The sequence below is a fragment of the Sporosarcina sp. D27 genome (genome assembly GCF_000586555.1).
In the GTDB taxonomy this organism is placed as follows: Bacteria; Bacillota; Bacilli; order Bacillales_A; family Planococcaceae; genus Sporosarcina.
This window is the reverse complement of record NZ_AZUC01000009.1, coordinates 176,365-190,000: the sequence shown is the minus strand read 5'-3', so window position 1 is coordinate 190,000 and position 13,636 is coordinate 176,365. Positions and strand designations below refer to the sequence as shown.

At 41.7% G+C, this 13,636-nt stretch carries 16 protein-coding genes and 1 pseudogene; 12 read left to right on the top strand and 5 right to left on the bottom strand.

What is annotated here, in order from left to right; translation table 11 throughout:
• Nucleotides 1–192: 192 nt before the first annotated feature.
• Both N693_RS0102030 and N693_RS0102025 read left to right on the top strand, forming a co-directional pair.
• A pseudogene (locus N693_RS0102030) lies at nucleotides 193–393 on the top strand (IS5/IS1182 family transposase); the annotation flags it as partial.
• Nucleotides 394–1,099: 706 nt separating this feature from the next.
• Nucleotides 1,100–2,371 (top strand): MFS transporter, encoded by a 1,272-nt coding sequence (locus N693_RS0102025; protein ID WP_025783122.1) that lies wholly within the window; start codon nucleotides 1,100–1,102, stop codon nucleotides 2,369–2,371.
• A gap of 365 nt (nucleotides 2,372–2,736) precedes the next feature.
• Here the strand turns inward: N693_RS0102025 and N693_RS20115 are convergent, their stop codons facing one another.
• Together N693_RS20115 and N693_RS0102015 are read right to left on the bottom strand one after the other, a co-directional pair.
• Complete coding sequence (locus N693_RS20115) at nucleotides 2,737–2,883, bottom strand: hypothetical protein (RefSeq protein WP_156028849.1); 147 nt, start codon at nucleotides 2,881–2,883, stop codon at nucleotides 2,737–2,739.
• A 54-nt stretch (nucleotides 2,884–2,937) separates the two neighbouring features.
• A complete protein-coding gene (locus tag N693_RS0102015; RefSeq protein ID WP_025783121.1) occupies nucleotides 2,938–3,141 on the bottom strand; it encodes a YheE family protein in 204 nt (67 codons plus the stop codon).
• A 71-nt stretch (nucleotides 3,142–3,212) separates the two neighbouring features.
• Here N693_RS0102015 and N693_RS0102010 point away from each other — a divergent pair, with 71 nt between their 5' ends.
• Complete coding sequence (locus N693_RS0102010) at nucleotides 3,213–3,605, top strand: ferritin-like domain-containing protein (protein WP_025783120.1); 393 nt, start codon at nucleotides 3,213–3,215, stop codon at nucleotides 3,603–3,605.
• 294 nt (nucleotides 3,606–3,899) lie between these two features.
• On the opposite strand, the gene N693_RS0102000 is transcribed toward N693_RS0102010, so the two are convergent.
• The gene (locus N693_RS0102000) at nucleotides 3,900–4,688 is read right to left on the bottom strand and encodes an ABC transporter substrate-binding protein (RefSeq protein ID WP_025783118.1); all 789 of its coding nucleotides are present in this window, start codon (nucleotides 4,686–4,688) and stop codon (nucleotides 3,900–3,902) included.
• Between the two features lie 113 nt (nucleotides 4,689–4,801).
• Here N693_RS0102000 and N693_RS0101995 point away from each other — a divergent pair, with 113 nt between their 5' ends.
• The 5 genes from N693_RS0101995 (at nucleotide 4,802) to N693_RS18780 (ending at nucleotide 9,801) form a co-directional block, all read left to right on the top strand.
• Complete coding sequence (locus N693_RS0101995) at nucleotides 4,802–6,001, top strand: DUF445 domain-containing protein (protein ID WP_253271144.1); 1,200 nt, start codon at nucleotides 4,802–4,804, stop codon at nucleotides 5,999–6,001.
• Between the two features lie 12 nt (nucleotides 6,002–6,013).
• Nucleotides 6,014–6,364 carry a YlbF family regulator gene (locus tag N693_RS0101990; protein WP_025783116.1) on the top strand — a complete coding sequence of 117 codons (351 nt, stop codon included), beginning with the start codon at nucleotides 6,014–6,016 and terminating at the stop codon, nucleotides 6,362–6,364.
• 105 nt (nucleotides 6,365–6,469) lie between these two features.
• Nucleotides 6,470–7,975 carry a coproporphyrinogen III oxidase gene (locus N693_RS0101985; protein WP_025783115.1) on the top strand — a complete coding sequence of 502 codons (1,506 nt, stop codon included), beginning with the start codon at nucleotides 6,470–6,472 and terminating at the stop codon, nucleotides 7,973–7,975.
• 88 nt (nucleotides 7,976–8,063) lie between these two features.
• The gene (locus N693_RS0101980; protein WP_025783114.1) at nucleotides 8,064–8,843 is read left to right on the top strand and encodes an enoyl-CoA hydratase; all 780 of its coding nucleotides are present in this window, start codon (nucleotides 8,064–8,066) and stop codon (nucleotides 8,841–8,843) included.
• Nucleotides 8,844–8,982: 139 nt separating this feature from the next.
• Nucleotides 8,983–9,801: an STAS domain-containing protein gene (locus N693_RS18780; protein WP_037592536.1), complete on the top strand. Its 819-nt coding sequence runs from the start codon at nucleotides 8,983–8,985 to the stop codon at nucleotides 9,799–9,801.
• A gap of 15 nt (nucleotides 9,802–9,816) precedes the next feature.
• Here the strand turns inward: N693_RS18780 and mgsA are convergent, their stop codons facing one another.
• Both mgsA and N693_RS0101965 read right to left on the bottom strand, forming a co-directional pair.
• Entirely contained in the window at nucleotides 9,817–10,251 is a 435-nt protein-coding gene (mgsA, locus tag N693_RS0101970; protein ID WP_025783113.1) for a methylglyoxal synthase, read from the bottom strand.
• Between the two features lie 56 nt (nucleotides 10,252–10,307).
• Nucleotides 10,308–10,493, bottom strand: coding sequence for a YhzD family protein (locus N693_RS0101965; RefSeq protein WP_025783112.1), 186 nt, complete (start codon nucleotides 10,491–10,493; stop codon nucleotides 10,308–10,310).
• Between the two features lie 261 nt (nucleotides 10,494–10,754).
• On the opposite strand from N693_RS0101965, the gene N693_RS0101960 reads away from it, so the two are divergent.
• From N693_RS0101960 to N693_RS0101945, 4 genes are all read left to right on the top strand, one after another.
• Complete coding sequence (locus N693_RS0101960) at nucleotides 10,755–10,961, top strand: helix-turn-helix transcriptional regulator (protein ID WP_025783111.1); 207 nt, start codon at nucleotides 10,755–10,757, stop codon at nucleotides 10,959–10,961.
• Nucleotides 10,962–10,977: 16 nt separating this feature from the next.
• The gene (locus N693_RS0101955; RefSeq protein ID WP_025783110.1) at nucleotides 10,978–11,277 is read left to right on the top strand and encodes a hypothetical protein; all 300 of its coding nucleotides are present in this window, start codon (nucleotides 10,978–10,980) and stop codon (nucleotides 11,275–11,277) included.
• A 98-nt stretch (nucleotides 11,278–11,375) separates the two neighbouring features.
• Nucleotides 11,376–12,275 (top strand): ABC transporter ATP-binding protein, encoded by a 900-nt coding sequence (locus N693_RS0101950; RefSeq protein ID WP_025783109.1) that lies wholly within the window; start codon nucleotides 11,376–11,378, stop codon nucleotides 12,273–12,275.
• On the top strand, nucleotides 12,268–13,524 hold the full coding sequence (locus N693_RS0101945; protein WP_025783108.1) for an ABC transporter permease: 1,257 nt from the start codon (nucleotides 12,268–12,270) through the stop codon (nucleotides 13,522–13,524). Before N693_RS0101950 ends, N693_RS0101945 begins: the two co-directional genes overlap by 8 nt.
• Nucleotides 13,525–13,636: the final 112 nt, after the last annotated feature.

Sequence of the window (13,636 nt, the reverse complement as noted above, 5' to 3'; positions counted from 1 at the left end):
CTTGGCTGAAATTAAGGCAGCACTCATCTCCCTCGCGTTGCTCAGTCCAGGGTCTTCGAAAACATGTGCTCCTAACGCTTCGCTTTTACTCGCAAAAGCTGTTCTTCGTCACAGCTTTCGCTGATCCCTCCGGAGTCGCCGCTCTCCGCTACAATCAACAGGATCCCCCAACTATCAAATGAGGTAATGGAAATGATGATGAAGAATCAAGTTAATGAACGAGAACAGATGGAACTGCTTACGATCAAACAGTTAATTCTGCAAGACCATCTGGTTCGTAAATTAGAGGCAGAAATTGATTTTTCCTTCATTTATCTATTGGTTGCAGATTTATATTCTCTACTCAGGAGACCATTCATAGATCCTGTTGTTCTCAATAAAATGTCATTTATTTAATCCCCTAAACCCACTTAGGATTGTCCGTCGTATACCATGCTTCTCTTTGGATTCGGTAAAACGCGTTCAACTGTCTCTTTAAATTTCCATAGACTTCTTGGATTCCATATAGGTGTCTTAAGTCTTCTGCTACGTCTAGTTAGTCCTGCCAACTGGACATGGAGCCCCAAATTGAATTGTTTGGCTGAATGATGTGAATGTGTCCTGGGACATTCAGTTGATTGAAGTGCAGGACGGCGACTCCTGGGGATTAGCGCAGCGCGAAGACCCCACAGGAAAAGCCGTAACGAAGAACGGTTTTTGCGAGCATAAGTGCAACGTTGGGAGCACATCTTTGCTTTCGAAGCGACGAGGAGGCTGAGGGCAAGCCCCCGGAAAGCGACCGTCCGGAACGGAGATCAACGGCCTGTCATCCTTCATTTCCATCCCTTTTGTCTACAGTCTGAGTTGTATCCAATGCGCTTCTACTTTTTTTTGCTTTTTAGTGAGAGCGTGTAGAAGGTGAATCATCGTTATGGCGGAGTGAATCGGCATTTTAATCCACGAAATTGGATATTTGACTGAAAGAATCGGAAGCTTGGAGAATTGAACTTCAGAACAACCCGTTACATTTGTTTCGTAATTCGAAAAAAGATTGCGTACACACTAGAAAACCCATATATTTAGAGTATCGAAACTTCCGGATAAGAAAGTAGGGTATTCTTTGAACCTGATTCATGATTGGAAAAAAACGATCTTATTATATAATCGAAACGTAAAATTCTTCTTGCTCGCAAATGTTTTCATTCAAATGGGACTTGGAGCCTTTATGGTCATGTACAATTTGTATATTCGTGAACTAGGCATGCCTGAAACTGTTAATGGAAAAGTAATTTCCATGACTGCACTGGCTACAGCCATCATGCTCGTTCCTGCTGGATTTTTAAGCGACAAGTTTGGCCGCAAGTGGATGATTACAGGAGGAGCGGCCATTACGGTCATCACTTTGTTTTGGAGAAGTGCAACAGTAATGGAGGAACCCATTATATTCATATCCTCACTCACAGGAGTTTTCATGGCGTTCGTGCAAGTTTCTGGGATTCCATTCCTTGCTGAAAACTCAGCTCCATCTGAAAGGGTCAAACTATTCAGCATCCAGTTTGCGCTCATCACTGTTTCTCAGGTGATTGGGAGTCTTGCGGGGGGGTTGCTAGCAGATGGGTTGCAACTGTTCTTCAATATGGGGGCAGTGGATGCAATTCGATGGTCGCTATACATCGGTGCCGGGGTATTTGCGCTAGGGCTTCCACCCTTGTTCGCCTTGAAAGACAAACCACCCATTCCGGTACAAGTACGTGAAGCAACTCCGAAGGAAATTAAAATAACTACTGAGGAAACGAGGGATACAAGTTTCAAAAAGAACTTCATCCTAATTCTTCACTTTTCATTCGCTGGATTGCTGATTGGAATCGGTTCAGGTCTCGTTGTTCCATATTTAAACTTGTATTTTGCCAATCGATTCAGTGCTTCCAATTCATATATCGGACTCATTCTATCTCTTGGATCTGCTATGACTGCGGTGGCGGTGCTTATTGGTCCCGTACTTGTAAAAAAAGTTGGTAAAGTGAAGGCACTTATTCTTTTTCAATTGCTTTCAATCCCATTCTTATTACTCACAGGATTTACAAATTCCCTAATGCTAGCGTCTCTCGGATTTTTACTTCGCCAAGCGCTTATGAATGCAGGGAATCCGATACAAAGTGCTGTTGCGATGGAACTCGTCTCAGATAAGTATAGGGGACTCGCGAACTCGATGAACCAAACCGTATTCCAATTAGGCTGGGCGTCGATGGCCCCGATTGCAACAGGACTCGTAGTAGCACGTGGTTTTTATTGGGGTTATGCCATCGCATTTAGTATTACAGCAGCGCTCTATGTGATTTCTTCGATTTATTACTATGTAGTGATTAGCAAACAAAAACTATCTGAAGACTAATTATGGTGGGCACATTATTTAACATTCGTTAGCTAATAGATTATACGTTGCTTGTAGTGGAAGGCTCGACTCCTGCGGGAATAGCATGAGCCTTGAGACCCCGCAGGAAGCAAAGCGACCGAGGAGTCTCAAGCCATGCCCGCCGGAAAGCGAGTCCTGTAACGAAAAGCTAAGGTTGAATGGAGTTCCTTTATTAATTCTTCTACATTAATTTTATCCCCCCTTGACTCGAGGTAAGAAAGCGTCCGCCTGAAACGAAAATCACCCCAGTTACATGGCTGATATAATGAGAAAGAGGCTAGTCCAAAAGGCAGCAAATACCTTTTAGACTAACCCCTTACTATAGGTCATTATTAATCGGACAGCTACATCCGCTTAGGCTGCGTTTCTTTCCACGCATTTTGTTCATCGGTCATACGATCTTTGTCTTCAAAAACATTTTCTGTTTTTTGATTTTCAACGAACAATTGTTGTTTTTCTTTTGCCAATTGTTCAGGAGTCTTTTCTTCCATGCACATTCCCTCCAAAATTAAATAATACAGATAGTCTGTGCATAAAAGAGCTCGTTATTCATACACGTGAAAGGTCATGAGCTCATGTACCATTTTTTTTACGGATTCTTCATCATTTGGTGCGGAGTTTGTCCATTTTATGGTTCCGTTGGGCATATAATCTCCTGTATATCGCTCAGAACCTTGCTGGAACGAAAACGTCCAACCGGGCAGTTGTCCACCTTCAAACATGGGCCGTACTCGAAAATGCTGTAACATATCATTTACCCCTTTCATGATTCAATTCACCTCTGCATATAGTTAAAGTAAACTATTTAGGAGGGCGAGACGTGTTTGTCTCAAAACTAAAGCAAGCCATTCAAGATGAATACAAAGCCTACTTTTTTTACAAGTCTCTGCACGACCAATTAAAAGAACCGATGTGGAAAGATTTTGTCCGTCATGCTTATGAAGATGAAAAAAGTCATTACGAAATGTTTCAACAGCTCCATTATATGCTGACTGGTTCGTTTGTGCCCAATCCGAAACGTCCGGTACCATGTTATGATGCCAAACAATGTGTGCAAAAAGCGCTTGTCGATGAATTGGAGGACATCGAAACGTATAAAGAAATGTTGTTGACCATTCCGATTGAAGAGGCATATAATCCTCTGTTCATCGCACTTCATGATGAAATGGAGCATGCAATCCGAATGTCCACTATATACAATGCACTTTCTTGAACTGACAAAAACCACCCTTCGTAAAAATGCGGAAGGTGGTTTTTGTATATATATGATGCTAATGAATTCCTGAGGCCAATCAGAAATGCAAAGTTTGAGAGACAGCGCACTGTCAAAATGTCATTCGACTGGGTATCGATGGAAAGAGAAGGTTTCATTACTAAAAGCCCTGTCGGAATTTCAGTTTCCATGATAAAAGTTATGTCGATAGGACAACTATAGCACTAAAAATGATATGTGTAAATATGTTGCCTTCTAGTAATTAATGGGAAAATTATAATTGTTTTTCGACCTTCAAAGAGTAGCTTTACTAAGCCATTCTTTGAAGTAAGACGTCGCTTCAAGCATCCTAGGACCGTACCAAAACATCTCCCCGTCTATAGGTAAAATCGTAGCTGTTGGAAGAATTTCTTGAAATTCAGGAACATGCTTTTCTTTAAAAGGATACGGTTCTGAAGCTAAAAGTACCAAGTCTGGATTGGCTGACTGAAAATCATGAGTCGTAAGTTCTGGGTATCTTCCAGGTAATACACGGATTGGATTGGAAAAACCGAGTGTTTCAAGTAGTGAATCGATATAGGTTGTACGCCCCGCTGCCATATAAGGCTTTTTCCAAATGACATACATGGCACTTCCTGAGGTTAGCCCTTGAAGAGAATGGAATCCTTCTTGAATTTCAGATATCAAGCTTTGAGCTTCGTTACGCCGATCGGTTACATCTCCAATGTCTTCAATCATCGAATACGCCTCTTGCACGCATTGTACTTCCGCTACGTAAACTGGTATGTGTCGTTCAAGTGATTCGACGATTTCTTTCGTGTTTTCTTCCTTCTCGGCGATGATCAGGTCCGGCTTCAATTGTAAAATGGCATCTAATTTTATATCCTTCGTACCAGCAACGGCTTGTACATCCAGTACTGCTGGAGAGGGATGAATGCAAAAGCGAGTTCTTCCCACAATTTCTTCTTGCAAATCTAATGCAAATAAGGTGTCAGTAATGCCAGGACAAAGGGAAATGATTCGTTTCGGTGGATAGGTGTAAGTTACGGATCTTCCAAGTGCGTCTTGTACAGTTCGTTCCATAAAATCATCCTTTCTATCTTAGGAGCACATCTCTACTGTTCATCATACTGGATTTTCACATCGAATTCAGCCGATTGTTATACAGGACACACAGCCTAATTAGTTGGTCAACCATGCTGTTCTGTTATAAGATGAAAGAAATCGAACAGGAAAAGGTGAAGCGATTGGAATTTTTATGGATTCTTTTGTTCATGGCACTCATCGGAGCAGTAATAGGGGGCTTCACGAACCACCTGGCTATCAAGATGTTATTTCGACCTCATGAGGCAAAATATATCGGCAGTTGGCGGGTTCCATTTACCCCGGGACTTATTCCGAAACGACGTGATGAACTTGCTGTCCAGCTAGGACGTACGGTAACAAATTATTTACTGACACCGGATACATTTCGAAAGCGGCTATTGACACCTGACATGGCAGCTAAAGCAGAACAATTCGTTCAAAGTCGATTGGAGAAGGAAGTCTTCAACTCGAAGCGAACAATCGCAGAGTGGCTTGAACTTGCAGGGGTTTCCGATTTGGATCTTGTTCTGGAACAAAAAACTGCTACGCTTATTGACGCTCGATTTAACACAGCAAAACATGCAATTTTATCAGGCACTGTAGAAGAAAAGGTTCCTGAAAAATGGCTGCTGGAAGCAGAAACTCATATTCCAACAGTGACTTCTTATGTATTGAATCGAGCGGATCAGTTCGTGGATTCTTATGAAGGAAAAGTGATGTTTCAACGATTGATCACAGATTTCTTGGAGTCAAAAGGGACACTCGGCGGAATGGTCAATATGTTTTTCGGAGACTCGAACTCGCTCGTTGAAAAGGTCCAACGGGAAGCAAAGAAATTCATCGCTGCACCTGGGACCACACAACTTATTGAAACGATGCTGACGAAAGAATGGACCAAGTTGAAGCAGAGACCTATGGAAGAGCTAGTAGGCGGATTTGACTGGGATGGACTTAGTATCACATTGCGTACCTATTTGCTTAAGGAATTGGATGTTTCTAATCGACTTGCGCAACCGATTCACTATTACTGGTCTACCGGTGCTGCGTGGACTGCAACAAACTTAACACCTAAAGTCATCGAGTTTGCATTCACACAAGCAGAAATTCAATTGGAGCAATCCCTTAAAAGATTGAAGCTGGACGAAATTGTGAAAGAACAAGTGGACACATTCCCGGTTTCAGTACTTGAAGATCTTGTATTAGGGATTTCAAAACGTGAGTTTAAAATGATAACCGTCCTTGGCGCACTATTGGGTGGTATGATTGGAATTGTGCAAGGAGTCATTGTATACTTTACAAATATTACTTAGGGGGAATTTTACATGGCAGTCAATATTTATGATGACATTAATAAGTTGGAAACATCACTTCGCACGACAGATGAATTTTTAGCAGTTAAAGAGGCGATTGAAAACGTCAAAGCGGACCCTGAAGCACTGGAAATGTTCCGCAATTTCCGTGAAATCCAAGTGACGTTGCAGCAAAAACAAATGGCGGGGGAAGAAATTTTGCCAGACGAACTGGAGCATGCTCAAAAAACTGCTCAACTTTCACAACAAAATCCGAAAATCATGTCCATGTTAGAAGCTGAAATGAGACTGAGCGGAGTCATCGAAGAAATCAACCGTATTTTGATGAAACCTGTTCAAGAATTATACGAGACAATGAATTGACACCAAAACCAGCCCAATGTGGCTGGTTTTTTCTTTTCGTGGTTTGCTATACTGAGTATCACAGACAATCGGATCATTTAGATCCATGAGAAAGTTGGGCTAGCTATGCAAACTATCGCACTTCACGGCGATTTTAAAGAAGACTGGGTAAGGATGTTCATCCACCTCTCCAATCTGTTTTTTGAGGAAACAAAAATTGCTAAAAAAGATGAAACCGGAGACCTCGATTTACGCTTCGAAGAACGTCAGGAAGGAGACCTCCTGATTGTAACAGCGGAACTTACTGTTCAAGAAAAAACCTACCAAGCCGAGTTCAAAGAGACTGCTGAAGGTGGGAGTGAAAAAGAACAGAACCGACAATGGAAACGGCTCTATTCACATGTCTTATTGGAAGTTCTGGAATCCTTTACGGGCATGAACCAAGAGTGGGGCATATTGACGGGGATCCGTCCGACGAAGCTTTACCATAAATATCGACAGGAAGGACATAACGCGCGCGACGTAAAGCAACTGTTAATGGATAAACACCGTGTGTCCGAACGAAAAGTAAACTTGCTCGAGACAATCACAGACATTCAATTGAAAGCTGTGCCGGATCTTTACAAAGTTCAAGAAGAAGTGAGTATCTATATCGGAATCCCGTTTTGTCCAACAAAGTGTGCGTATTGTACGTTTCCTGCGTACGCAATCCATCGAAAAAGCGGCCGTGTAGAGACATTTTTAGATGGCCTACACGAAGAAATCCGGCAACTTGGAGAATGGCTTACTGAACGAAATGTCAAAGTGACGACGATCTATTTTGGCGGTGGTACGCCAACATCTATTGAAGCAGAAGAAATGGATGCACTATATCAAGTCATGATCGAGGCATTCCCATTCATGAAAGAAGTACGGGAAGTGACGGTAGAAGCAGGGCGACCGGATACGATTACTCCAGCTAAAATCGATGTCCTTAAAAAGTTTGGTATCGATCGGATTAGTGTGAATCCCCAATCGTATACAGACGAAACACTGAAGGCAATCGGTCGTCATCATACTGTTCAAGAAACCATCGACAAATTTAAGTTGTCCCGTTCTATGGGTATGAATAACATTAACATGGACCTTATTATCGGACTGCCAAACGAAGGCATTGAGGAGTTCAGTCATTCACTTCAGGAAACTGAAAAGCTTCAGCCGGAATCCTTGACGATTCATACGCTTTCGTTTAAACGGGCTTCAGAAATGACACGGAATAAGAAGAAATACGAAGTAGCTGATCGCCCTACTGCTGAGCAAATGATGAAGCTTGGCGAACAGTGGACAGAAGCAAACGGATATGTACCGTATTATTTATATCGCCAGAAAAACATTCTTGGGAATCTGGAGAACGTCGGATATTCAAAACCAGGCGAAGAAAGCATCTATAATATTATGATCATGGAAGAAGTACAGTCCATTATCGGTATTGGTTGCGGTGCTTCTAGTAAGTTCCGAGACCCTAAAACTGGTCGGATCACACAATTCCACAACCCAAAAGACCCAGCCGCTTATATTTTGTCGTACCAAGAATCCATTGAAAGAAAGTTAGAGTTGCTGGATGAGATCTTTCCACAACCTGTTTCAAAATAAAGGACTTTTCCCCTTTACCCCGAATTAGATAATGAATGGCTATTCAGTTTGACTACCAGATAATTTAAAAGGGAAAAGGGGAGATACTATGTATCAAACGATAGAACTTACAAAAGAAGAACGGATTGCGACGCTTACACTAAATCGACCGAATTCGATGAATGCAATGGACGATGTGATGATGAAGGAATTAGCGGATGCTTTTGAAGAGCTACAGTCTGATCATGCAATACAGGTATTAATCATCAAAGGAGCAGGTCGAACGTTTTCTGCAGGTGGAGATATAAAAAAAATGATTGATCCCGAGTCAACGATGGATATGGGCGATGTCATGCAACACATTACACGCCTTGCGAAGACGCTTTACTTGCTGCCACAAATCACAATCGCTGCCATTCATGGTTCCGCAGCTGGACTTGGTTTCAGTCTAGCACTTGGCTGCGACATTCTCGTTGCTGAGGAAGACAGTAAACTGGCCATGAACTTTATAGGAATCGGGCTGGTGCCTGATGGCGGTGGACATTTCTTTTTAAAAGAACGCATTGGTACCACAAATGCGAAGAAAATGATTTGGGGTGGAGAAGTTATCGATGGGAAGACAGCAAAAGCAGCGGGCCTTGTCGATGAACTCATTCCAAATGGACAAGCAGAATTGGCCGCAACTCAGCTTGCCAATGGCTTGCTCAGATCACCGATATCTGCAATGATTGCCTCTAAAAGAATTTTGCATGAAAGCAAGCGCACAGAGCTTGAGCACGTGCTTCAGTTGGAAAGCGAATCTCAAGTGGCGATGCGAAACACGGCTGATCATTTAGAAGGCATTCGTGCATTTGTGGAGAAACGACAACCCGTCTTCTCAGGGAACTAATTGAACAAAACCGGCATCTCATTTAGATGACTGCCGGTTTTACTTTTGACTTAAAACCTATGAAAAAGGTTTGGGAATGTAGAAAAAGGGAACTATTAAAATGTTTGTTTGAATTCAAGTCAATGAAGGGGGCAACAGCATGTCAAGTGACAAAGTTAATCCGAAAGTTAACCAGTTTATGGATGAAAATAAAGATAAATTCGAACAAGAGCTTTTAATGCAGGCGGTCAACGTCAATGATAGAATCGAAGAAATTCTTCGAATCGGTAATATTAACTTGATCGAAAACGCTCATAAACTTGTTGCCTTTGTAATTGAAGCAAAAAAAGATGAATTGGAATCTTTTGCTAAAGAGGAAGGAATTGCATGGGCGAAGCATTCACTAACTCTCGCGTTCAAACTGGAATGGGTATCTGCAATCCGTCGTACATTATGGAAGTTTACACAAGAGTACATACAAGTGAATATGAAAGAGTTTAAATTGAATGATTTCTTTGCTCTTGAAAAGAAAGTCAATTCCCGATTGGATCACTTCTTAAATGCATTTTTCATAAGCTATTCTTCATACAAAGATCAGGAAATCAAAGCCCAAAAGAATTTGGTGGAAAACTTGTCGGTTCCGATTATCCCCATCACACCGACAACTAGTATTCTGCCGTTGATTGGAATGCTAGATTATTGCAGGACGACCGTAATTCAAGAAAAAGTGTTGAACGAGATTGGTCGTCTTCACATTCAAACGCTCATTCTCGATTTATCAGGAATTTCGGAAATGGAACACGAAGTCATAGATAATTTAAGTAAAGTCATAGAAAGCACGAAACTGATGGGCTGCCAGACCGTAATCACGGGACTGCGCCCAGATGTCGTTCGCAAAATGGCGACTCTCGGCATCCGTTTTGGAGGAGAAACAAAAACTCTGGGTACGTTACAACGTGCTTTGCAATCCTATTTATAAATTGAAAAAAGACGCTTATCCGCGGTCAAAGCGGGCAAGCGTCTTTTGTTTGTATTTATTTACAGTATCCCGCCATTGAAAATAGCCTTTTTCAATGGAGCGAATGAGCAGTTCAGCTGTCGCAATGTTTGTTGCAAGTGGAATGCCATATACATCACAAAGGCGTAACAGCGCACTAACATCTGGTTCATGAGGTTGTGCGGTCAATGGATCCCTGAAAAATAGAATGAGATCTAACTCTCCAGTGGCAATCATTGCACCAATTTGCTGATCTCCACCAAGTGGTCCAGAATTCATACGATTCACTTGTAGGTGAGTTTCGTCCATAATTCTTTTCCCAGTAGTTCCCGTAGCGTAAAGCGTATAGTTTTCAAATATCGATTCATAGGCAATCGTGAAGTTTACCATTTCGTCTTTTTTTTCATCGTGGGCAATTAAAGCAATCTTCATGGTATGCGCCTCCTAACTGATTGTTTACAGAATAGCATACTGGATCGAAAAACGCTTTAAACATGAAACAACAATAATTTACCTGCAGGTGAAGCGAGGCGGTGGGTTTGATCGAGCAGGTTTTGCTCTTCCAGCAATGTTTGTCCTTTCACTTTTGCTGCCTCATCTGTTTCAGCAGTAAATGTTTCATCCGCTATCATTTTTCCGGTCTTTTCATACGCAGTTAATTTATACGTCCTCACAATCATCCACTCCTATCCTTTTCCTCTAGTATACACGTTTTCTCCTGTAAATGAATATTGATTCATTAGCCGATGAATGATCAATTTGATGGTTATAGAATTTTGTATGGATCAAAATGATAGTTTAAGAAAGTGCGAATGCAATGTAAATGTTGCTTGACATCGATAGATTAGTAAAGTAAGCTTTACGTAAAGTTACCTTTACTAACGAATGATATCCCTTGTTATTATATATAGATGGGAAGGGAGGGGACCTGTTGAGTGAAAAACATGATAAGGGAGATCCGAATGGAAATGGGTCTAACGCAAGATGAACTTTCTGAAAGTTTGGAAGTGTCTCGTCAGACGATTATCTCTCTGGAAAAAGGTCGATACAATCCATCGCTTATCCTAGCGTTTAAAATTTCCAAGTTATTCAATCGCCCCATTGAAATGATTTTTGATCCGGATGCAACAGAAGAAAAGTAGAAAAGAGGTGATTTGAGTGGATTGGTTGTCAACCGCTTCTGGTTTCATTGTAGGTTTCGGAGTTGTTTCAATTATTGCGTTGATTTACTGGCGAAAAGGCAAAAAAGATCGATTATTTGATGAACGATATGAAAAAGTACATGTCAAAGCAAGAACGGTTTCATGGATTACTTTCGTTGGCCTGTCTTACCTGCTCGCTATAGCAGCGTTAATAATAGAGGGATTGACGCTCGCATCTATGTTATTAACAAGTTTGTATGGTGTTGGATTAATTACGTATTTTATAGCTGTTCTTATCTATAACAGAAAACTATAAGATAAGTATTGAAATAGTCAAAGAGATTGCGAAATATTGAAACGAATTGAGTTGTAAATCGTAATCTTAAGTATAGAGAAATAAGGGGGAGTACAACCATGTCATTACAAATTGAACACGTGACAAAACGATTCGGTGACTTCACAGCTGTGAATGACCTTTCGTTAACAGTTGGAGAAGGAGCGATGTATGGTTTCTTAGGGGCAAACGGTGCGGGCAAAACGACGACATTTCGAATGATTCTCGGATTGCTAACACCGAACGAAGGACGTATTACTTGGAATGGGAAACCGATTTCCTATGCGACGAGCCCTCATATCGGCTATCTACCTGAGGAGCGCGGACTGTATCCGAAAATGAAAGTCGAAGAACAGTTACTCTTTTTAGCGGAGCTGCGAGGTATGAAACGGTCCGATGCAAAACGGGAAATTGGCGGGTGGCTTGATCGTTTTGAAGTTCCGCAATATTTGAACAAAAAAGTGGAGGAACTGTCAAAAGGGAATCAGCAGAAAATCCAAGTGATTGCAGCTCTTTTACATAAGCCGAAACTAATTATTTTGGATGAACCCTTCTCAGGGCTAGACCCGGTAAACGTGGAAATGTTGAAAAAAGCGATTCTGGATATTCGAAATAGCGGAGCGACAATTGTCTTTTCCAGTCATCGAATGGATCATGTGGAAGAATTATGTGAGCAATTCAGCATTATTGACCACGGAAAGCAAATTGTCAGTGGGACATTGAAAGAAGTGAAACGCTCATTTGGGAAACAAAATGTGCGCATTCGATCGGATTTTAAATTGGATGCACTTGCTGGACTTCCAGGCGTGAATTCTGTTAAGCCGACGGTCGAAGGAGCAGTCTATCAGGTGGATTCTGACGAAACGGCAGAACGACTTCTGACGGAGGCGTTAAAAGCAGGACCTGTCCGACAATTTGAAATCGAAGAACCGACACTTCAAGATATCTTCATTGCAAAGGTGGGGAAGGAACATGCGTGAATTCTGGATTATATTCAAACAAGCATTTATGACGAAAGCGAGAACGAAGTCGTTCGTCATTACGACAGTACTAGTGGTTGCGGGAATCTTTTTACTGTCCAACTTACCTAGAATTCTAGATTCGATTGATGGGATAGGTGGCGACGAGCCCACAACACTGAAAGTGATCGACGCGAGTGGGCAACTAGGTGATCCACTGACAGCAGTCCTTCAAGCGAATGAGTCCGACATTACGGTGGAGCCGACAGAAGAAAGTGAGAAGGATTTGGAGAAACAAGTCCGTTCTGAAGATATCGATTCGTTTCTGACACTTTACTTGGATGAAACAAACACAATCCAAGCGAAATATACGACTCTAAGTAGCATTGAAACCAGTTTGCCGGAAACGTTGCGCAATGCGCTGCAAACTGTTCAGGCAGGAGTCAAAGCTGATGAGCTATCCTTATCTAGTGAACAAGTCGATTCTCTTTTTACACAAGTAAACTTTGAAAAGAATAATATTTCTGCTTCGGCGAAATCTGAAGATGAGTTGAATCAGGCACGTATTTTAGTGTATATCCTCATGTTTGTAATCTATTTTGCTGTTATCCTTTACTCAGGAATGATCGCAACGGAAGTCGCAACAGAAAAATCTTCCCGTGTGATGGAAATCCTGATTTCCAGTGTATCACCGGTGAAGCATATGTTTGCTAAAGTACTCGGTATCGGAACGCTTGGTATTGTCCAAATCGTACTTTACGGAATTGCAGGGTTCATCGCCTTTAAAACTTCTCCTTCAGAAGCGACAGAGGGAATCGGCAGTTTCTTCAACTTTACAGACATTAACCCGATGACACTTGTCTATGCAGTTGTGTTCTTCTTACTCGGGTACTTCTTATACGCAACGCTAGCAGCTCTATTAGGTTCTCTCGTAAGCCGAACGGAAGACGTCCAGCAGATGATTATGCCAATGACTCTCATGATTGTTGCGGCTTTCATATTAGCTGCTTCAGGACTAGGGAATCCTGAACTTGTGTATTTGAAATACGCATCATTCTTCCCATTCTTCACACCGCTAGTGATGTTTTTACGCGTAGGTATGCTAGATCTACCGATGTGGGAACCACTTCTAGCAATTGCAATTATGCTTGTAACTATTTTTGTACTAGGATGGTTTGGAGCGCGTGTTTATCGTGGTGGCGTCCTCATGTATGGTCCATCCCGATCATTGAAGGACATTAAGAAAGCGATCCAGCTAGGAAAAGAATAAGACTCTATATATGATCTAGTGTTCAAGCAGAGGAAAGCACGAATCCTCTGCTTTTTTGTGGAGTTTTTACAAACGGAAATCTCTTGATTGCTGTCGCGTAACTACTTGGAAT

Coding starts and splice junctions, on each gene's coding strand:
- N693_RS0101990 (WP_025783116.1), top strand. CDS start 6,014: ATGGCAGTCAATATTTATGATGACATTAATAAGTTGGAAACATCACTT.
- N693_RS0101980 (WP_025783114.1), top strand. CDS start 8,064: ATGTATCAAACGATAGAACTTACAAAAGAAGAACGGATTGCGACGCTT.
- mgsA (WP_025783113.1), bottom strand. CDS start 10,251: ATGAAGATTGCTTTAATTGCCCACGATGAAAAAAAAGACGAAATGGTA.
- N693_RS0101950 (WP_025783109.1), top strand. CDS start 11,376: ATGTCATTACAAATTGAACACGTGACAAAACGATTCGGTGACTTCACA.
- N693_RS18780 (WP_037592536.1), top strand. CDS start 8,983: ATGTCAAGTGACAAAGTTAATCCGAAAGTTAACCAGTTTATGGATGAA.
- N693_RS0102000 (WP_025783118.1), bottom strand. CDS start 4,688: ATGGAACGAACTGTACAAGACGCACTTGGAAGATCCGTAACTTACACC.
- N693_RS0101985 (WP_025783115.1), top strand. CDS start 6,470: ATGCAAACTATCGCACTTCACGGCGATTTTAAAGAAGACTGGGTAAGG.
- N693_RS20115 (WP_156028849.1), bottom strand. CDS start 2,883: ATGGAAGAAAAGACTCCTGAACAATTGGCAAAAGAAAAACAACAATTG.
- N693_RS0101945 (WP_025783108.1), top strand. CDS start 12,268: ATGCGTGAATTCTGGATTATATTCAAACAAGCATTTATGACGAAAGCG.
- N693_RS0101995 (WP_253271144.1), top strand. CDS start 4,802: ATGCTGTTCTGTTATAAGATGAAAGAAATCGAACAGGAAAAGGTGAAG.
- N693_RS0102015 (WP_025783121.1), bottom strand. CDS start 3,141: ATGTTACAGCATTTTCGAGTACGGCCCATGTTTGAAGGTGGACAACTG.